Origin of the sequence: Flagellimonas alginilytica, assembly GCF_042134605.1 — a bacterium.
GTDB classification, from domain to species: Bacteria; Bacteroidota; Bacteroidia; order Flavobacteriales; family Flavobacteriaceae; genus Flagellimonas; species Flagellimonas alginolytica.
In genome coordinates this window covers 2,759,309-2,778,367 of the sequence record NZ_CP169638.1, presented here as the reverse complement: position 1 = coordinate 2,778,367, position 19,059 = coordinate 2,759,309, and the positions used below count along the sequence as shown (strand labels likewise).

Annotated in this window: 16 protein-coding genes; 10 read left to right on the top strand and 6 right to left on the bottom strand. The window is 41.3% G+C overall.

Annotated features, from left to right (window positions below):
- The first annotated feature begins 24 nt into the window (after positions 1-24).
- The 4 genes from ABTP35_RS12405 (at position 25) to ABTP35_RS12390 (ending at position 4,526) form a co-directional block, all read left to right on the top strand.
- Entirely contained in the window at positions 25-1,128 is a 1,104-nt protein-coding gene (locus ABTP35_RS12405; protein WP_293295938.1) for a serine hydrolase domain-containing protein, read from the top strand.
- A gap of 143 nt (positions 1,129-1,271) precedes the next feature.
- On the top strand, positions 1,272-3,227 hold the full coding sequence (locus tag ABTP35_RS12400; protein ID WP_293295940.1) for a GNAT family N-acetyltransferase: 1,956 nt from the start codon (positions 1,272-1,274) through the stop codon (positions 3,225-3,227).
- Between the two features lie 217 nt (positions 3,228-3,444).
- Positions 3,445-4,011: a Crp/Fnr family transcriptional regulator gene (locus ABTP35_RS12395; protein ID WP_293295942.1), complete on the top strand. Its 567-nt coding sequence runs from the start codon at positions 3,445-3,447 to the stop codon at positions 4,009-4,011.
- A 62-nt stretch (positions 4,012-4,073) separates the two neighbouring features.
- Positions 4,074-4,526, top strand: a complete 453-nt coding sequence (locus ABTP35_RS12390; protein ID WP_375334233.1) for a DoxX family protein — start codon at positions 4,074-4,076, stop codon at positions 4,524-4,526.
- Positions 4,527-4,616: 90 nt separating this feature from the next.
- On the opposite strand, the gene cmk is transcribed toward ABTP35_RS12390, so the two are convergent.
- Both cmk and lon read right to left on the bottom strand, forming a co-directional pair.
- Positions 4,617-5,315 carry a (d)CMP kinase gene (gene cmk / locus ABTP35_RS12385; protein ID WP_375334232.1) on the bottom strand — a complete coding sequence of 233 codons (699 nt, stop codon included), beginning with the start codon at positions 5,313-5,315 and terminating at the stop codon, positions 4,617-4,619.
- A 55-nt stretch (positions 5,316-5,370) separates the two neighbouring features.
- The gene (gene lon / locus ABTP35_RS12380; protein ID WP_293295948.1) at positions 5,371-7,821 is read right to left on the bottom strand and encodes an endopeptidase La; all 2,451 of its coding nucleotides are present in this window, start codon (positions 7,819-7,821) and stop codon (positions 5,371-5,373) included.
- Between the two features lie 217 nt (positions 7,822-8,038).
- Here lon and ABTP35_RS12375 point away from each other — a divergent pair, with 217 nt between their 5' ends.
- From ABTP35_RS12375 to ABTP35_RS12360, 4 genes are read left to right on the top strand one after another with little or no spacing between them, the layout of a single operon-like run.
- A complete protein-coding gene (locus ABTP35_RS12375; RefSeq protein WP_224836512.1) occupies positions 8,039-8,596 on the top strand; it encodes an RNA polymerase sigma factor in 558 nt (185 codons plus the stop codon).
- Between the two features lie 2 nt (positions 8,597-8,598).
- Positions 8,599-9,159, top strand: coding sequence for a hypothetical protein (locus ABTP35_RS12370; protein ID WP_293295951.1), 561 nt, complete (start codon positions 8,599-8,601; stop codon positions 9,157-9,159).
- Complete coding sequence (locus ABTP35_RS12365) at positions 9,140-10,237, top strand: hypothetical protein (protein ID WP_293299210.1); 1,098 nt, start codon at positions 9,140-9,142, stop codon at positions 10,235-10,237. Before ABTP35_RS12370 ends, ABTP35_RS12365 begins: the two co-directional genes overlap by 20 nt.
- Before the next feature lie 32 nt (positions 10,238-10,269).
- Positions 10,270-10,995, top strand: a complete 726-nt coding sequence (locus tag ABTP35_RS12360; RefSeq protein WP_252080069.1) for a head GIN domain-containing protein — start codon at positions 10,270-10,272, stop codon at positions 10,993-10,995.
- 66 nt (positions 10,996-11,061) lie between these two features.
- Here ABTP35_RS12360 and ABTP35_RS12355 read toward each other — a convergent pair whose 3' ends face one another.
- The 4 genes from ABTP35_RS12355 to glgB all read right to left on the bottom strand — a co-directional run bounded on the left by ABTP35_RS12355 (position 11,062) and on the right by glgB (position 17,716).
- Complete coding sequence (locus tag ABTP35_RS12355) at positions 11,062-12,393, bottom strand: MFS transporter (protein WP_293295953.1); 1,332 nt, start codon at positions 12,391-12,393, stop codon at positions 11,062-11,064.
- A 79-nt stretch (positions 12,394-12,472) separates the two neighbouring features.
- The gene (locus tag ABTP35_RS12350; protein WP_293295954.1) at positions 12,473-13,288 is read right to left on the bottom strand and encodes a M48 family metallopeptidase; all 816 of its coding nucleotides are present in this window, start codon (positions 13,286-13,288) and stop codon (positions 12,473-12,475) included.
- A 36-nt stretch (positions 13,289-13,324) separates the two neighbouring features.
- Positions 13,325-15,724 carry a glycoside hydrolase family 31 protein gene (locus ABTP35_RS12345; protein ID WP_252080073.1) on the bottom strand — a complete coding sequence of 800 codons (2,400 nt, stop codon included), beginning with the start codon at positions 15,722-15,724 and terminating at the stop codon, positions 13,325-13,327.
- A 96-nt stretch (positions 15,725-15,820) separates the two neighbouring features.
- Entirely contained in the window at positions 15,821-17,716 is a 1,896-nt protein-coding gene (glgB, locus tag ABTP35_RS12340; RefSeq protein WP_293295955.1) for a 1,4-alpha-glucan branching protein GlgB, read from the bottom strand.
- A gap of 163 nt (positions 17,717-17,879) precedes the next feature.
- Here glgB and ABTP35_RS12335 point away from each other — a divergent pair, with 163 nt between their 5' ends.
- Together ABTP35_RS12335 and msrB are read left to right on the top strand one after the other, a co-directional pair.
- Complete coding sequence (locus ABTP35_RS12335; protein ID WP_293295957.1) at positions 17,880-18,458, top strand: collagen-like protein; 579 nt, start codon at positions 17,880-17,882, stop codon at positions 18,456-18,458.
- Between the two features lie 107 nt (positions 18,459-18,565).
- Entirely contained in the window at positions 18,566-19,057 is a 492-nt protein-coding gene (msrB, locus tag ABTP35_RS12330) for a peptide-methionine (R)-S-oxide reductase MsrB (protein ID WP_252080075.1), read from the top strand.
- Positions 19,058-19,059 lie beyond the last annotated feature (2 nt).

The following is a 19,059-nucleotide window of genomic DNA, read 5'->3' as shown; positions in this document are numbered from 1 at the left end:
GTTGGGCACACATCAAAACTTACCATGAAAAATTTATTTTTACTTCTTTTTACCATCCTTTCTCTGGTTTTGAGTTGCGATAATTCGCAGACAAACAAAATAGTCAACAATCAAACCCTGAATGATGAAAGGATAACGGACACACAATCCGAGCTGATTTTTGAACATAGCAAAGTATTTCCCGATAATACCCAACTTGCATTTGCTCTTATTGAAAATGGCAATGTGAAATTTTACGGTGTCGAAAAAAGGAACGACACCATTTTTACCATTAAAAATCAACAAAATGCATTTGAGATTGGATCTATCACGAAAGTTTTCAATGCTACCCTACTTGCGGACTTTGTTCTGGAAAACAAAGTACAGCTGGAAGATTCCATAAACCCCTACTATGATTTTGAGTTCAACAATGGGCAAGACATTACTTTCAAGGCCTTGGCGAACCACACTTCGGGCCTTCCACGCATGCCCTCCAACCTTGACTTTGACATTAATAACCAAGATCCATTTTCCGATTATGATGCAGAAAAGTTAAAATACTATTTGGTCAACGAAATGGAATTATCTTTCGATGAAGATGGTGAATACGAATATTCCAATTTAGGGGCTGGACTATTGGGCCATACCTTATCTAAAATTGGAAAAAAAACCTTGAACCAGCTGCTCCAGGAAAGAATATTTTTAAAATATAATATGCCCAACAGCACTATCGGGAGCAAAAATGTATCCACTTTTTTAGTCCAAGGCCAAAGTCCTGAAGGAAAACCTGTGAAAAACTGGAACTTGGCATCACTATCCGGTGCTGGGGATATAATTTCTACCACAGAAGATCTCTCCAAATTTGTTACGGCCCATTTTGATGACGAGAATAGAGCTTTGGCACTTACCAGAATCAAGACCCATACCATTAAGGATAGATCCAGTATTGGTTTAGGTTGGCACATACGCACGGAACCATCAGGCGAAAAGTGGATTTGGCATAATGGAGGAACGGGCGGTTATACCTCCTGTTTGGTTATGAATACGAAAAACAAGAATGGGGTTATTGTACTATCCAACGTTTCTGCACTCGGAGACCCCATGATACATATTGACCAACTTTGTTTTGGGCTTATGGATACTCTTTAGATTACCATCTTAAATCAAAAAAAGCAACTTCATTTAATCGGTAAACACCAATTTTTATTTGATCAGTGTATTCAAATGAATTATACCTTTACCTTTAAAACGGTACTAGTAGACAGGCTCCTAGATCAGCATATTCCAATTAGATGAAGTTATATTTTCGCATAGCGGACCATAATGATGTCGATTTCCTTTTAATGCTCGAAAAGAAATCGTTCCCTGATTTTCAGCAAACTACAAAGGCCAATCTAAAAAAAGGAATCAAGAGTTCTTTTCAGGAAATAATAATTGTGGAAGATGCAGACATTACAGGTCAAAGGATTGGCTCCGCCATTTTGTTCAAATACAAGCACATGCTCCGGCTGTACTCAATCAGTATTTTACCCGAATTTCGAAATTATGGCATTGGCTCCAAAATTTTAGAACATATAAAAGCATTTGCTTTGTCCAAAAATTTTACGAGCATCACCTTAGAGGTTAGGGCCAAAAACGAAAAACTGGTGGATTGGTATCTCTCCAACGGGTTTTTGGTGATCAAAACACTAAAAGATTATTACCGACCCAACGAAGATGCCCTTAAAATGGGTATGCGAATAGGATCAGCCAGCACAGACCACGACACTAAAAACCTAATCGTTATCGATAGACCTTATTCTTGGGAGAAATCCGAAATAAAGGCAACGGTGATTTCGGTAAAGGATTACATCAATAACCCATTGTACCAGAACAATTCGAATTTTAGGGTTTTTAATTTGTGCAGTTCGTACAAGTATCAAAGTTTTGGGTACTATGTATCTTTACTAGCATCGGCTAGAGGACAGCGCGCCATTCCGAGTTCGTCCACAATTAAAGATGTGCAATTGGCCAATGTGGTACAATCCCTTTCATACGAGCTCAACGAACAAGTAAACCGTGTTCTTGGCAAGGATAAAGGGGAAAGCATCCTATTGGAAGTCTATTTTGGACAAACATCTATTTCTGCATACAAAACATTGGCTACCAAATTGTTCCAGGTTTTTGAAGTCCCGTTGTTCTCCATCAATTTTATAAAAGCGGAAAAATGGATCATAAAAAATATAAAGGTCTTGACTTTTAAGGACCTAAACACCGAAAAGAAAGATATGGTGTACCATGCCGCCCAAAAATACTTCAATAAAAAACGGTACCATTTTCCAAAGCTGAACAATTACAAGTACGATCTTGCCATATTGATTAACCCCTTTGAGGAATATCCGCCATCCAATAAGGAGGCTCTTGAAAAATTCCGCAAAACCGCAAACAAAAAAGGGATGTATGTGGAGTTTATAAGCAAGAACGACATCAACAAAATAAACGAGTTCGACGCACTTTTGATACGCGAAACCACCAATGTAAACCATTATACCTACGAACTTTCCCGTTTGGCCTATGCCGAAGGTTTGGTGGTAATAGACGATCCTTGGTCCATTTTACGGTGTTCGAATAAGATTTATCAGCATGAACTCTTTAAGAAAAATAAAATCAGAACCCCCAAGACCATTGCCCTTACAAAAAATATGTCCGAAGATAACATTCTGGAACAGTTGAACTATCCGGCCGTTTTAAAGCAGCCCGATAGCGCATTCTCCTTGGGGGTAATAAAAGTGAACGATAAAACCGAAGCAATACACCAACTAAAGTCCCTTTTTAAAAAAACGGATATGGTAATTGGACAGGAATTTCTATACTCGGACTTCGATTGGAGAATAGGAGTGCTGGACAACAAGCCAATATATGCCTGCAAGTATTTTATGACCAAAGATCATTGGCAAATTTATAATTGGAGCAGCGAAGAGGAAGAAAAGTCCGGCAACCATGAAACCGTGGCCATAGAACAGGTACCGGAACAGATCCTAAATACAGCTGTGAAAGCATCTTCGTTAATTGGGGATGGATTGTACGGGGTAGACCTTAAATTTGTGGACAATAAAGTGTATGTGATAGAGGTAAACGACAATCCGAACATTGATTTTGGGGTAGAGGATGAACTCTTGGGCGATGAACTTTATGCATTGATCATTGATTCTCTGATCAATCGAATTGAGATAATGAAAAATATCCGGCACATTAACTTGATCAAATAACCTTGTTTATAATTTATCTCTTTTGGATGACCTGTCGAATCCTATGTTCAAAATAAGTCTTGATAAATATAACATGTGGATTTTGTAGCATTGCATCATTTGATTGAATAAACATTAACTTCATTCATACATGTTAAACCCGAATCTGGTCGAGGTTGCCGATATCCATTTAAAAGGAAGTTTCGATTCTTGGCGGGCATAATTAAAAAATAATCGAATGACCGAAATTAGAGAGTATATCGACCATATTTCCCCAATGAACGAAGGTGACTGGGATTTTTTCTCCTCAAAATTAAAGAAAGTACAATTTGACAAGAATTCCACAATATTGGAGTTGGGGAAAATAGAAAAGCATTTATCATTTATCTCCAAAGGGATAATCCGCCTTTATATTCCAACAGAGGAATCGGATGTAACTTTCGGTTTTTTATTCGAAAACGAATTTGTTACCGCTTACGATTCCTTTTTGACCCAAACTCCTTCCGAATACGAAATGGAAACATTGACAGAGTCCGTTTTATGGCAGATTTCCCACAAAGACCTACAAGAGGTATATGATAAAACAGAAAACGGAAATATTATTGGAAGAAGAATGGCCGAAAATATGTTTTTGATAAAATCAAAAAGAGAACTCTCATTTCTAAGCAAATCCGCAGAGGAAAGATATCTGGACCTATTCATGGAAAGGCCTCGGTTATTACGTCAAATACCCCTAAAATATATTGCTTCCTACATTGGCGTTACGCCTCAGGCCTTGAGCAGAATACGAAAACGCATTACTTAACTTGGGTTCATTTTTTTTACATCTGTGTTCCAGACCTTTGTGCTTTATTGATTTATACACTTATGAAACCATTGATTGTTCTTTTATTCAGCTTTACGATCTCTTTATTGATCATCAAAATCACAAACAGGACATATGATTTTAAATTATCGGGTAGAATTGCGATATCCATAATGCTCGTGTTTACAGCAATTGGTCATTTTGCATTTACCAAAGGTATGTCCATGATGATACCCAAGATTATTCCCTACAAAGAAACCTTTGTTCACTTAACCGGAATATTTGAGATTATACTAGCAATAGGTCTTCTTGTTCCCCGTGTTAAGCATATATCTGGTTGGGTCCTTATTATTTTTCTGATACTGATGTTGCCTGCCAATATTGTTGCCGCTTTGAACAAAGTGGACTATCAAAATGCCACATTGGACGGTAATGGGTCAACTTATCTGTGGTTTCGAATTCCTTTACAATTGCTGTTTATTATTTGGACCTATATGAGTGCAATTAAAATATAACCTTTTATACCCACCTAACCCTTCACGACATTGGTGGCCATACCTAACTGAAAACAAAGTTTAGGTTTTAAAGGCATATACACGTCTATCTTACTCTTGCTTGGCAATCACCCTTTGAGCATAAGCATAAATGCGATCGAATTGTTCTTCCAGTCCCATATCACTATTATCAAACTCAATGGCATCCTTGGCCTTGGTCAACGGGGAAATACTTCGTGTAGAATCGATACGGTCGCGGTCCTCAACATTTTTAAGTACTTCGGCGTAAGTTACTTCCTCTCCTTTTCCCAAAAGCTCCTTGTAACGGCGTGTGGCGCGGGTCTCCGGAGAAGCTGTCATGAACAGCTTTAATTCTGCATTGGGAAAAACAACGGTACCAATGTCACGACCATCCATTACAACTCCTTTATCCTTGCCCATTTCCTGTTGCATTTTCACCAACTTCTCCCGTACTTCCTTAATTGCCGCTATTTGGCTTACAAAACCCGAAACCCGCATTTTTCGGATTTCCCGTTCAACATTAACGTTGTTCAGAAACATATCCGAACGTCCAGTTTCCCTGTTGGGTACAAATTTTAGTTTTACCTCCGATAGTCGGGCAATCAAATCGGCCTGTTTTACCTCTCCTGCTTCGGTAATCAGCCCTTGATTTAAGGCATAAAGGGTCACGGCGCGGTACATGGCACCAGTATCCACATAAATATATTGCAAGCTAGCGGCCAACCTTTTGGCGATGGTGCTTTTTCCTGTAGAGGAATAACCATCTATGGCTATCGTAATTTTTCCCATGCATCAAAAATAGGCAGAAATACATGTACTGTTCCTACCTATTTTAAATTTTCAATTATAGGGTCTTGGCGTTCTTTACTTTTTGTTTGGTGATCGCCAGGTCTATCACTTCGCTCATATCCGTTACGTAGTGAAATGTAAGCCCTTTAAGGTAGTCTTCCTTAATTTCCTCTATATCCCTTTTGTTGTCTGCACAAAGAATAATTTCTTTGATCTTGGCCCTTTTAGCAGCTAAAATCTTCTCTTTTATCCCACCAACGGGCAACACTTTTCCCCTTAGGGTAATCTCACCTGTCATGGCCAAACTCTTTTTTACCTTGCGCTGTGTAAATAGCGATACCAAAGAAGTTAGCATGGTAATACCGGCACTTGGACCATCTTTAGGGGTGGCACCCTCGGGCACGTGTATATGTACATTGTACTTGTCAAAAACCGTGGGGTCAATACCATAAGTCTCCGCGTTCGATTTAATATATTCCATGGCAATGGTTGCGGACTCTTTCATTACTTTACCCAAATTCCCTGTAATGTTCATGACTCCCTTTCCTTTGGAAAGTATGGATTCGATGAACAGAATGTCCCCGCCAACGCTTGTCCAGGCCAACCCTGTGACCACACCGGCAACATCGTTGTTTTCGTACTTATCACGCTCCAATCGTGCTGGGCCCAATATTTTTTCAACGTCCTCGTTGGTCATGGTTATGTTGTACTCTTCTTCCATTGCTATGGATTTTGCGGCAAACCTCACTACTTTGGCTATTTGTTTTTCCAAACTGCGCACTCCGGATTCCCGAGTATAGCCCTCCACTATCTTCTCCAATTGACGCTTTCCGATTTTCAAATCTTTTTTGGAAAGGCCATGTTCCTCCAATTGTTTGGGCAATAAGTGTCTTTTAGCGATCTCCACCTTTTCTTCGATAGTGTAACCTGTAACGTTAATGATCTCCATTCTATCGCGCAATGCAGGCTGAATGGTGGACAAATTATTTGCCGTTGCAATGAACATGACTTTGGACAAGTCATAGCCCATTTCCAAGAAGTTGTCATGGAACTCGTTATTCTGTTCGGGATCCAACACCTCCAACATAGCAGATGAGGGATCACCTTGGTGGCTGCTCGCCAATTTATCTATCTCGTCCAAAATAAACACCGGATTGGATGTCCCTGCCTTCTTCAAACTCTGGATGATCCTACCGGGCATGGCACCGATATAGGTTTTTCGGTGTCCGCGAATTTCCGCTTCATCCCGCAGTCCGCCCAAGGACATGCGTACATATTCTCTACCCAAGGCCTCCGCCACGGATTTACCCAGGGAAGTTTTACCAACACCGGGAGGTCCATACAAACAGAGAATGGGCGATTTCATATCGTTACGAAGTTTTAGAACGGCCAAATATTCAATTATTCGTCGTTTAACGTCTTCCAAACCATAGTGGTCTCTGTCCAAAATTTGCTGGGCACGTTTTAGGTCAAACTTATCTTTGGAGAACTCGTTCCATGGCAAATCCAACATAAGGTCCAAGTAATTACGTTGAATGGAGTACTCCGCCACTTGGGGGTTCATGCGCTGCATTTTGGCCAATTCCTTTTCAAAATGCTCCTTTACTTTTTTGCCCCATTTTTTCTTTTTGGCCTTTTCGGCCATTTCGTCCACTTCTTCCTCGTAAGACAGTCCCCCCAACTCCTCTTGGATGGTCTTCATTTGTTGATGAAGAAAATACTCGCGTTGTTGTTGGTCCATATCGCTACGTACCTTGCTTTGGATATCGTTGCGCAGTTCCAACTTTTGAAGTTCCATGTTCATGTACTTCAATGTCGCCAAGGCCCTTTCCTTAAGGTCGGGAATTTCCAATAGCTGTTGTTTTTCGTTAACAGCAAGATTAAGGTTGGAAGACACAAAATTGATCAAGAAGGAATTACTCTGAATATTTTTAATGGCAAAGGTGGCCTCGCTAGGAATATTTGGGTTGTCCTTAATGATCTTAAAGGCCAGTTCCTTGATAGAGTCGATGATCGCCTCGAATTCCGTGCTCTTTTCGTCCGGCCGTTGCTCCATGGCCTCACTTACTTTCGCCGTGATATATGGTTTTTCGGTTAGAACGGCATCGATTTTAAATCTTTTCTTTCCCTGTATGATCACCGTTGTGTTTCCATCCGGCATTTGAAGCACACGTAAAATTCGGGCCACGGTACCCACGGTATTGATATCCTCAGGACCGGGGTTTTCCACACTTTCGTCCTTTTGGGACACCACACCAATGGTCTTGGAACCGTTGTTGGCATCTTTGATCAAATTAATGGATTTATCCCTACCAGCGGTAATCGGGATCACCACACCGGGAAACAACACGGTATTTCTAAGAGGCAGTACCGGCAAGGTTTCCGGCAAGCTCTCCCTATTCATTTGTTCTTCGTCCTCAGGGGTAAGCAACGGTATCAATTCCGCATCCTCATCCAATCCCTGTAGATCTATGTTGTCAAATTTGGTAATTTTCATCTCTCCCATATCATCTTTTCGGTCATTTTGTCAGCATCGACAAATAACCCATATTTTTATTCAACACTACAACCTTTGCAAACCGCTCAAAATCAATATTTACAGCTGGTTAAAGGTTTATTATCATCCTTTAAAAGGCAATTCCTGTGCCATTAAAAATCAAATATTAATAAAAAAGTGTAACAATTGGTAAATTGGGTAATCTATAAGACAAACCATTCATTTTTTGAGCCAACAAAATGAACATATTGACACACTGCTCAAATTGTGCATGCAGGGAAAGCAAAATGCACAGCTAGAGATTTACAACCGCTATTACAAAGCAATGTACAACACTGCTTTTAGGATTGTAAAACACTCGGCAGAGGCTGAAGATGTGATGCAGGAATCGTTCCTGAGCGCATTTACCAAACTGCATACGTTTAAAGGGGACGTCACCTTTGGGGCATGGTTAAAGCGGATTGTGATCAATAACAGTATTTATCATTACAAAAAGCAGCAGAAAAAACAGGCTGTGGATCTGGATGATGTAATGTACAAGGTCGAAGATAATGATGGAGTTGCTTCAGATCAAAATGGTTATACGGAACTGAAGGCTCAAAAAGTGATGGAAACCATGAAAAGTTTGAAAGACAATTACAGAGTTTCTTTGACCTTACATTTAATTGAAGGGTACGATTACGAAGAAATCAGTGAAATAATGAACATTAGCTATGCTAATTGTAGAACCACAATTTCCAGGGCCAAACAGAGCCTTAGAAAAAAGTTGACCGTAAATGCTTAGATATGAAGAAGGATAATTTAGATAGTTTGTTCGAAAGACTCCAAGGGGAGTTCGATGTAGCAGAGCCACAAAATGGGCACCAAGAACGGTTTTTGGATAAATTGAACCAAAGCCAGGGCACTATTGCCCTGAACAAAAAAAGACCCTCTTGGTGGAAACATCTTTCCATCGCGGCATCGATCGCCCTTGTAGCGGTTTTGGGATATAAAACGTTTGGTCCAGACCCCAGTATAAAACAGCAAGTTGTAGAAATTGCACCGGAAGTTTCGCAGACGGAGTTCTACTTTGCCAGTCTTATCGAGGAACAAGTAAAGGAACTACAGGACGAAAAAACTCCCGAAACAGCACAACTAGTGGATGACACCATGACACAGCTGGAACGATTGGACAAAGACTATAAATCCCTACAGCAGGACCTGATCAACGGTGGCGACAGTAAAATTATACTTAGTGCCATGATCACCAATTTCCAAACTAGAATCGACCTTTTAAAAGAAGTTTTGAGCCAAATAGAAAATATTAAAAATTTAAACTCACAAAATGATGAAAGCTTTACCATTTAAATACATTTTTTTCGTCTTGGCTTTGATTCCCCTTGTAGCGGGAGCCCATGTGGACAATGACAAGTTGAACGGCAGGTACACCAAAGAAAAAACGATCAAAAAAGAATACAGCGTAAACCCCGATGCACTGCTCAAGGTAAACAACAGCTACGGGAACCTTAACATAACTTCTTGGAACGAAAACCGGGTTGTAATAGAAGTCCATGTAAAAACCAATGGAAACGACGAAGAAAGGGTAAAAGAACGTTTGGACGAGATTGATATAGAATTTGACAACAGCCCCAGTATGGTTTCCGCCTATACCCGGTTCGGAGACAGAAAAAACAGTTGGGGATGGAGCTGGGGAAAACGCAAAAGTGTTAGCGTGCAGGTAAACTACACCATAAAGTTGCCCGTAAAGAACAGTGTTAACCTTAGCAACGACTATGGCAGCATAATCTTGGATAGGATCGATGGCCATGCAAAAATAAGCTGCGACTATGGGAAAATGGATATTGGGGAACTTCGTGGACGAAATAACGAACTAAGGTTCGATTATACCTCTAAATCTACCTTTGATTATATCAACAGTGCCGAAATTGTTGCAGATTACTCTGGGTTTACCATTGAAAAAGCCGGAAACCTAATCGTAAAGGCAGACTACACGAATGCAACCGTTGAGGAAATGGAAAATTTGGAATATTCCAGCGATTATGGCTCCATTGATGTAAGAAACGTGAAAAACGTGAACGGTAACGGAGACTATATTGGTGTAAAACTGGGCGATGTGCATGGCAATGTATCCATTACCAGCGACTATGGCTCCATCAGAATAGACCGATTGGCACCCGATGCCGGAAACGTGGAAATACGTTCAGATTACACTGGAATCAAAATTGGGTACGATCCCGGATATTATTTCGATTTTGAAATCACGACCGAGTACGCCGGTGTTAGCGGTAAGGATGATTTTGAGATCAGCATCAGCAAAGAAAGATCATCAGAAAAGTATTATAGCGGCCACTACGGCAAAGCAAACTCAGGAAACAGAGTGAGCATAAACAGTGAATACGGCGGCGTCTCATTTTATCAAAATTAACATCAAATCAAAACAGCTTTAAACACAGAATCATGAAAAAACTAATAACACTGACACTTGCATTGGGCATTATTTCTTCTGCCAGTGCACAATGGGGAAAAAGAATCAAAGGAAATGGCAACGTGGTTACCATAGAACGTTCCGTAGGCGATTACGACGAGGTGGCCATGGCCGGATGGTTCGATGTGGAATTGGTTTCCGGAAACGAAGGCGAATTAACCCTCAAGGGGGAATCCAACCTTTTGGAATACATCAAGACGGAAGTTAAAAACGGTAAATTGGTGATCAAAGTGGCCAAAGGCGTCAACCTGAGGCCCTCCAATTGGAAGAGCGGCATTTATGTTACCGTTCCTGTGGAATCCATTAATGCCGTTAGTCTTTCTGGATCGGGAGATTTAGTAGGAAAAACTACCATAAGAGCCAATAATTTCAGTGCTGCCATGTCGGGGTCCGGCGATGTAAGCCTTGTGGTAGAAGCCGATGAAGTGGATGCTTCTTTATCCGGATCCGGAGATATAAACCTTTCTGGCAGTACAACGGACTTTACGGTTTCCGTATCGGGGTCTGGAGACATAAAAGCCTACGACCTTGAGGCCGATTTTGTAAGAGCGACTGTTTCCGGTTCTGCGGACATACGGGTAACAGCCAACCAATCCATAGACGCCAGAGTATCGGGTTCCGGCGATATCCATTATCGCGGAAATCCAAAAAAGATAAAATCAAAAGCTTCTGGGTCCGGAGACATTACCAAAGGATAATACCGAGTTTATTTCATCAATCAAAAAAGAAAAGCCTTGGCAGTGAACCAAGGCTTTTTTTATGTGTTAATTTGAAGGCCTTACCTTATTAACGCGAAGCAACAAAAATATCCCTAGAAGAAAAAAGATGCCCAAAAATATGGTGCTGTTTCGCATGCTTCCCGTAAGCTGCGCCACAATACCATACATTAAGGTTCCGATTATAATGCCAATTTTTTCGGAGACATCATAAAAACTGAAAAACGATGTGGTATCCGTGGTCTCCGGCAAAAATTTGGAGTATGTGGAACGGGAAAGTGCTTGAATCCCGCCCATCACCACACCGACCAATCCGGCAGCAATGTAAAAATCCATCGGGGTCTGAAGAAAATATGCATACACGCATAACATGGCCCAAATAATATTGATCACCACAAGAGTTCTAATATTTCCAAAAGCCTTTGATGCCCATGCCGTTACCGTTGCCCCAAGTATAGCTACAATTTGAATAAGCAAAATACTTACAATTAGGCCTGTTGTACGTTCATTGTCCGAACCCCACATAATTTCTTCTTCTCCAAAATAAGTGGCGATCAACATAATGGTCTGTACGGCCATACTATATGTAAAAAATGCACCCAAATAGCGTTTTAAACGCCTATTTTTTCCCAATTGATACCAAACCAGCTTTAACTCCTTAAAACCATTTAATATAATGTGATCTCGTTTTCCCTCTCTTTTATAACCTTTGGGCAGATGGGCAAATGTGTACTGACTAAAGAGTATCCACCAAATACCAACCGAAATGAAGGAATATTTCATAGCCTTTATTTCAGCGATTTCCCCTCCGTTGTCGGTAATTCCAAAAATATCCGGTTTCATTACCATGGCAAGATTAAAAACAAGAAGAATTACACTGCCAATATATCCCAGTGAGAATCCTTTTGCACTGATTCTATCTTGTTGTTCGGGATATGCAATATCCGGCAGGTAGGAATTGTTGATGGCAAAACTGACCCAAAAACCGACAAGTCCGAAGAAATAACAAGCCAGGCCAAAATAAATGTGCTCCAAAGAAAACCAGTACAGTCCAATACAAGAGGCCGCACCCAAATAGCAGAAGAATTTGAGAAATATTTTTTTGTTCCCCAAATAATCGGCTACCCCGGAAATGAGCGGGGTAATTATGGCAATAAAAACAAAGGCTAAAGAAGTAACATAACTGATCAAGGGTGCACGAGCTATTTCTCCACCAAAAATTGTGACCGTTTCTATGCCGGCAGTCCTAAACAGCAGACCGTAAAAAAGTGGAAAAATGGCCGAGGAAATTACCAGGCTGTAAACTGAATTCGCCCAATCGTAAAACGCCCAAGCATTCAACAGTTCTTTACTCCCTTTCAGTGCCAATGTTTGCGCCATACTTCTGTTTTAAAAATAAAAAGTCATTCCCATGCATCTTGGAATGACTTTTTTAAACTCTTCAATTGATAAATGCCCATTATTTAAACGAGGTGACCCCAAATTTTCTTGCCTCTTGTTTAGCGGCCGGGGCCCATGCCGTCAAATTATTGATCCTGGTGTCGTTGGATGGGTGCGTACTTAAAAACTCGGGGGGCGCCTGACCTCCAGATGCTTCTTTCATACGTTTCCAAAGTTGGGCGGCCTCATCGGGATTGTATCCTGCAATGGCCATGATCTGAAGTCCAATCCTATCTGCTTCGGTCTCATGGTTTCGGCTAAAGGGCAACATGCCCAGCACATTGCTGCCAACACCATAAGCTTGCATAAAAGCATTTTGTACCTCTGGCGATTTTTTACTGGTCGCAATTGCCGCGCCCATGGCACCGACTTGCTGCAAGGTACCGGCGCTCATTCTTTGGGCACCATGATCGGCCAGTGCATGTGCTACTTCGTGCCCCATTACCACAGCTATGCCGGTTTCATTTTTGGTAATGGGCAAAATTCCCGTATAAAAAACAATTTTACCGCCCGGCATACACCACGCGTTCACGGTTTCGTCCTCTACCAAGTTATATTCCCATTGGTAATCCTTTAAATACCCAGGGTAACCATTGGCATTGAGCCAACGTTCCGCTGCCGATGCTATACGCTGGCCGACCCTTGTGATCATTTCTGCCTCCGAGGTACCCTTTACCACTTTGTTCGACCCTAAAAATTCATCATACTGGGCAAAAGCCATGGGGAACATTTGGCTATTACTATAAAAGTTGAGTGTGCTCTTTCCTGTAAACGGGTTGGTTTTACAAGCCATCACTATCAACAGTATCAGAAATAATAGAAAAATCTTTTTCATTTGATCGATCTTGTTTTCTCTGTAAATTACAAAATTTTATTTTCCAAAAATATGAAGCTCCGTGAAATCCTTGCTTACTTCAATAGTGTTGTTCCCATTGAGTTTGATTTCGTCCAGTCCAACTTCCTCATTATCCAGTTCCACACTGTCTATTTCAAAGGGCAATCCGTGGAACGTCATTACAAAGTTATGGTATGGCGTAATATAATTACCATCCTTAAACTGTTGTATGATCAATTCGTTCTCCTTGCCCGTGAATTTAAATCGTCTTAAGCTGTATCGGCCCTTTTTGTAATCGTAGCCTTCTTGATGGTCTTCGTATACTTCGGAATTTTCCGTTCCCGATTTAAAATAAACATCTATGGCCAATTTTTCTATCTCCTTTTCCCCCACATATTGTTGAACAGGGTATTTTGGTATCATGGCCCCTTCTTTTACAAAAAGTGGTATACGGTCTAGTTCTGCGGAAACCCAACGCTCCACTCCTCCTTCGACCATCTCATCCGTCCAATAATTATACCAGTTCCCTTTAGGGAAATACATTCGTCTTCCCAAAGAGTTTGGTTCTTGTACGGGGCACACCAACAATTGTTTACCAAAAATAAACTCATCTGTCCGGAAGTGAGTCTGCACATCGTCTTGATCATAAAAAACCAAGGATTGAAGCATGGGAAAACCTTCCTTGATATAATTATAGAACATCGTATATAGGTATGGTAATAATTGATACCTAAGTTCAATAAACTCTCTCACAATATCGGTGATTTCATCTCCGAAGGACCAAGGTTCTTGATCGCCGTGATCGCCGCTGGAGTGTACCCTGCAAAATGGGTGGAAAACGGCTAGCTGGATCCATCGGGCAAATAGTTCCCCATTGGGTTGCTCCGCAAATCCACCAATATCGGAACCAACAAAGGAATACCCGCTCATGCTCATGCGTTGCATTTGCACATTGGCAATCCATAAATGTTCCCAAGTGGCCACATTATCGCCGGTCCATGTAGCGCAATATCTCTGGGTTCCGGAATAGGCGGCGCGGGTAAGAACAAACGGTCTGCGGGGGAACATATATTTTTTTATTCCTTCGTAAGTAGCGCGAACCATTTGCATACCGTAGACATTATGGGCCTTTCTGTGGCTGCAAGGATGACCGTCATAATCATGACGTACGTCCAAATTTGCCGTTTTGCTGGGGACCTCCATGATCGCGGGTTCGTTCATATCGTTCCAAACTCCGCTTACTCCTAGGTCGGCAATCATTTCTTTATAAAGATCGGCCCACCATTCCCTAACATCCGGATGGGTAAAATCGGGGAAATTACAGGGACCGGGCCATACTTTTCCCTTAAATAGCGGACCATCTGCCCTGCGACAAAAATATCCCTTCTCCATAGCTTGTTGATACACCCAATAATCGCGATCTATCTTGATCCCGGGGTCGATCATGGTCACCACCTTAAAACCATCTTCACCTAAATCATCGATCATTTTTTTAGGGTCGGGAAAGTGGTTTTTGTCCCATGTAAAACATCTAAAACCATCCATATAATCGATATCCAGATAAATGGCATCACAAGGAATGTTTAATTTTCGAAAGTTGGATGCGATATCCCGGACCTTTTGTTCAGGATAATAGCTCCATTTCGATTGATGAAACCCCAATGCCCAAAGTGGGGGCAGTTCTGGCAATCCGGTTAAATCGGTATAGGATTCCACCACATCGCACATTTTAGGACCATAGAAAAAGTAATAGTTCATTTCACCACCATCGGCCCAATAGCTTGTTACATTTCTGCGTTCGCCAGCGAAATCGAAATAAGTACTAAAAGAGTTATCAAAAAATATTCCGTAGGCTTTACTTTCTTTAAGACCAATATAAAAAGGAATGGATTTGTACAGTGGTTCTTGGTCCTTTCCGTAGGCATAGGTATCCGTAACCCAGTTGTTCACCCGTTTTCCCTTAAGGTTGGTATGCGATGCCTTATCCCCCATTCCGTAATAACTTTCACCAGCATGGCAAACTTTGCTCATTTTTACCACATTGCCGCCATAATCGAAATTTTCTTCCCAATGAAAACCGAGTTCATCCTCCGAGATCACCAGATCGGCCATATCAACGATTTTTACCTTTAAGTTGGTCTTGTTGATATGTATCTTGATTTTGGATGTAATTACGATATACTCCGGCACCTCGTCCTGGATTTTAAGCTCATTATATCCAAGGTTGACATCTTCGCTAATGGCATAGGAAAAATCGGGCTCAAAAACATGTTCCGTTGCATACCTGAAGCGCACCACACTATCCCTTAAAATGGTAAGCTGTAAAATAACGCCGTTCTGGGTAGTAAAGTAAAACTTATCGTTTTCCTGTTTAAAATCTACTATATGGTTGGGGAACTGATTTCCAGTCCTTACTATTTCTGTATTGGTTATCATCTATAATTGATTGAGAATCACAAAAAAAACACAATTGCGTGAATAATGAAAAATATGTTTTAAAAAGCAATCAACTACAACGTTTTCGTGTTGCATTTACTTATAGACCACTACACTTAAGGGTGGTAAGGTAGCCAAAACGGATTGTTGTTGACCGTTCCAAGGGGTTTTGGTTGGTTTCATTGTTTTTTTGCCCATACCACTACCAGAGTATTTTGTGTCGTCGCTGTTAAAAACTTGTTTTAAGGTAGTGGTCTTGGGAACACCAAGTCTATAATTTTCCCTTGGAACCGGAGTAAAGTTGCAAATTACGATCAAATCATCCTTAGGGTCGTTTCCTTTTCTAATATAAGATATTACCGTGTTCTCCCGATCATTGTATTCGATCCATTGGAAACCTTCGGGACTAAACTGTTTTTCGTACAGCGCTGGATTATTTTTGTACATTTTGTTCAGGTCTTTTACCGCTTCTTGGATTCCAGAATGAAAATCGTACTGGGTCAAATTCCAGTCCAAGCTCTCCTGAAAGTTCCACTCGGACGATTGGCCAAACTCTCCTCCCATAAAAAGCAGGTTGCCGCCTGGGTGCGTAAACATATACCCAAACAACATTCTTAGATTGGCAAATCTCTGCCATTCGTCGCCGGGCATCCTATACAACAATGATTGTTTGCCATACACTACCTCATCGTGTGAAAAGGGCAACATAAAGTTTTCCGTAAAGGCATAGGTTAGGCTAAAACTGATCATATTTAGATCATAAGATCTATGGACCGGGTCTTTCTTAAAAAACTCCAATGTATCGTGCATCCACCCCATCATCCACTTCATTCCGAACCCTAGACCACCATAATTTACCGGTTTGGTAACTCCAGAAAAGGCAGTGGATTCTTCGGCAATGGTCTGTACTCCTTTAAAACTTGCGTAAACTTCTTGGTTCATTTCCCTTAAAAAGGACAACGCTTCCAAATTCTCATTGTTGCCGTACATATTGGGCTCCCATTCACCATCTTCGCGGGAATAGTCCAAATAGAGCATGGATGCCACGGCATCTACCCGAAGTGCATCCACATGGTATTGGTCGAGCCAAAATATCGCATTACTGATCAAAAAGGCCCTAACCTCGTTCCGACCGTAGTTGAAAATTAAACTTTTCCAATCCGGATGGTAGCCTCTTCTCCTATCTGGGTGCTCATAGAGATGGGATCCGTCAAAAAAACCAAGGCCGTGGGCGTCTTCTGGAAAATGGGATGGCACCCAATCCATGATAACACCTATACCTCTCTTATGCATCGCCTCCACAAGAACTTTAAAATCCTCTGGCTTGCCAAAACGGGAAGTTGGGGCAAAATAACCTGTAATTTGATACCCCCAAGACGGATCATATGGATATTCCATAACCGGCATAAACTCCACATGGGTAAAGCCCATTTCCTCGACATAATCGGCCAGTTGCTCCGCCATTTCCAAATAGCTCAGGGACTCCCAACCATTTTTTTTCTTCCAAGAACCAAGATGTACCTCATAAACCGAGAACGGACTATCGAGACTATTCTTGGTTTCGCGCGATGCCATCCAATCGTTATCTTTCCATTTATAATCATCGTCCCAGACCAACGAGGCCGTTTGTGGCGGTTGCTCGCAATACCGGGCAAATGGATCGGCTTTTTCGGTCCAAATGTCGTTGTTGTTGGAGTGAATTTTATACTTATACTTGGTCCCCTTGTCCACCCCGGGTATAAATCCTTCCCAAATTCCACTACTGTCCCATCGCACAAAAAGTTCATGCTCTCCAACGGTCCAATGATTAAAATCACCAACAACGCTCACGGATTTTGCAGTGGGTGCCCAAACCGCAAAATAAGTTCCCTTTTTGCCGTCTACCTCGGTCAGGTGCGACCCTAATTTGTTGTATAGACGAAAATGTTTGCCTCCTTTAAAAAGATCAATATCAAAATCCGTAAAAAAACTATGTGGAACTACCTTGGACATATATGAGGGTTTTGCACTTATACAATAATACGCATCTTTACGGAAGAATACGATTTTGAAATCGGGTATGATGGTATAAACAACATTTTTTTAAAAATGGAACGCTTTTTGATTTTATTGCAACAACAGTAAAAACATAACACAAATCAAAAATCCAAAAATCATGAATAAATTTAGTACAATTTTAGGCGCATTTCTTTTACTAGTCTTTGCCGCTTGTGAAGGACCACAAGGACCTCCCGGCTTCGACGGACTCGATGGATTGGACGGACAAGATGGGTTGGACGGAATCCAAGGGCAGGTTGTGGAAGTAGAAGGGGTTGACTTTGGTTATATCCCAGAAGACAACCTTTTTAGCACATTGATCACATTTGCCGACGTGACCAATTTTGAAGTTTTTGAATCGGACGCCGTTTTGGTTTACAGGCATGATGGTGTAATTGACCTAAACGATGGCTCTACCGCAGATGCATGGACACAAATCCCACAAAATTATTTCTTAGATCAAGGCACCATTCAGTACGTGTTTGCCCACACCTTTGTGGATCTGGAACTTTTTATAGATGGGAATTTCGATTTATCGGGATTGAGTCCCGACTTTACGGACAACCAATTGTTCAGAATTGTGTTTGTACCGAGCGAATATGCCGAAGCTTCTGATTTTGATGCTTCCAATATGGACAGCGTTATGTCTGCCCTCAATATCAACGAAGAACAGATTACGAAAATGGATATCAACTAGATCATAATTACTACAGAATAAAGAGTCCCATCGGCAATCAATGGGACTTTTTTGTATCTTTTTGTTAGGACAGCCAGTTATTTGCGTCCAACTAAATAAAAAGAAGAATGGGAAAAAAATTGCTATTGCTCGTTTTGATCGTATTCACCAGTTGCAAGGGTACATCTCAAGAAGAGAAAAAAGAAGAAAAATCCGAAACCGCTTTTAAAGTCAACAAAACGGATGCCGAATGGCGCGACGAACTTACCGACATCGAATATTACGTACTTAGAAAAGCGGCAACAGAAAACCCTTTTTCCAGTGAACTACTGGACATAAAGGCAGAAGGCACCTACGTCTGTGCCGGTTGCCAAACACCCCTATTTCGGAGCGAGCACAAATTTGATTCCGGTACTGGTTGGCCCAGCTTTGATCGAGAAATCGAAGGTAATGTTGCTTACGACACAGATTATAAAATTGGAGTGCCCCGCACCGAGGAACATTGCGCCGTTTGTGGAGGGCACCTAGGCCATGTGTTCAACGATGGCCCTAGGAACACGACCGGAAAAAGACATTGTATTAACGGTGCGGCCCTTGATTTTATCCCGGACAACCAATAACT

What these genes read in the sequence shown, in the direction of transcription:
- ABTP35_RS12405 (WP_293295938.1), top strand. Translation starts at nt 25, where the DNA reads ATGAAAAATTTATTTTTACTTCTTTTTACCATCCTTTCTCTGGTTTTG.
- ABTP35_RS12400 (WP_293295940.1), top strand. Translation starts at nt 1,272, where the DNA reads ATGAAGTTATATTTTCGCATAGCGGACCATAATGATGTCGATTTCCTT.
- ABTP35_RS12395 (WP_293295942.1), top strand. Translation starts at nt 3,445, where the DNA reads ATGACCGAAATTAGAGAGTATATCGACCATATTTCCCCAATGAACGAA.
- ABTP35_RS12390 (WP_375334233.1), top strand. Translation starts at nt 4,074, where the DNA reads ATGAAACCATTGATTGTTCTTTTATTCAGCTTTACGATCTCTTTATTG.
- cmk (WP_375334232.1), bottom strand. Translation starts at nt 5,315, where the DNA reads ATGGGAAAAATTACGATAGCCATAGATGGTTATTCCTCTACAGGAAAA.
- lon (WP_293295948.1), bottom strand. Translation starts at nt 7,821, where the DNA reads ATGGGAGAGATGAAAATTACCAAATTTGACAACATAGATCTACAGGGA.
- ABTP35_RS12370 (WP_293295951.1), top strand. Translation starts at nt 8,599, where the DNA reads ATGAAGAAGGATAATTTAGATAGTTTGTTCGAAAGACTCCAAGGGGAG.
- ABTP35_RS12365 (WP_293299210.1), top strand. Translation starts at nt 9,140, where the DNA reads ATGAAAGCTTTACCATTTAAATACATTTTTTTCGTCTTGGCTTTGATT.
- ABTP35_RS12360 (WP_252080069.1), top strand. Translation starts at nt 10,270, where the DNA reads ATGAAAAAACTAATAACACTGACACTTGCATTGGGCATTATTTCTTCT.
- ABTP35_RS12355 (WP_293295953.1), bottom strand. Translation starts at nt 12,393, where the DNA reads ATGGCGCAAACATTGGCACTGAAAGGGAGTAAAGAACTGTTGAATGCT.
- ABTP35_RS12350 (WP_293295954.1), bottom strand. Translation starts at nt 13,288, where the DNA reads ATGAAAAAGATTTTTCTATTATTTCTGATACTGTTGATAGTGATGGCT.
- ABTP35_RS12345 (WP_252080073.1), bottom strand. Translation starts at nt 15,724, where the DNA reads ATGATAACCAATACAGAAATAGTAAGGACTGGAAATCAGTTCCCCAAC.
- glgB (WP_293295955.1), bottom strand. Translation starts at nt 17,716, where the DNA reads ATGTCCAAGGTAGTTCCACATAGTTTTTTTACGGATTTTGATATTGAT.
- ABTP35_RS12335 (WP_293295957.1), top strand. Translation starts at nt 17,880, where the DNA reads ATGAATAAATTTAGTACAATTTTAGGCGCATTTCTTTTACTAGTCTTT.
- msrB (WP_252080075.1), top strand. Translation starts at nt 18,566, where the DNA reads ATGGGAAAAAAATTGCTATTGCTCGTTTTGATCGTATTCACCAGTTGC.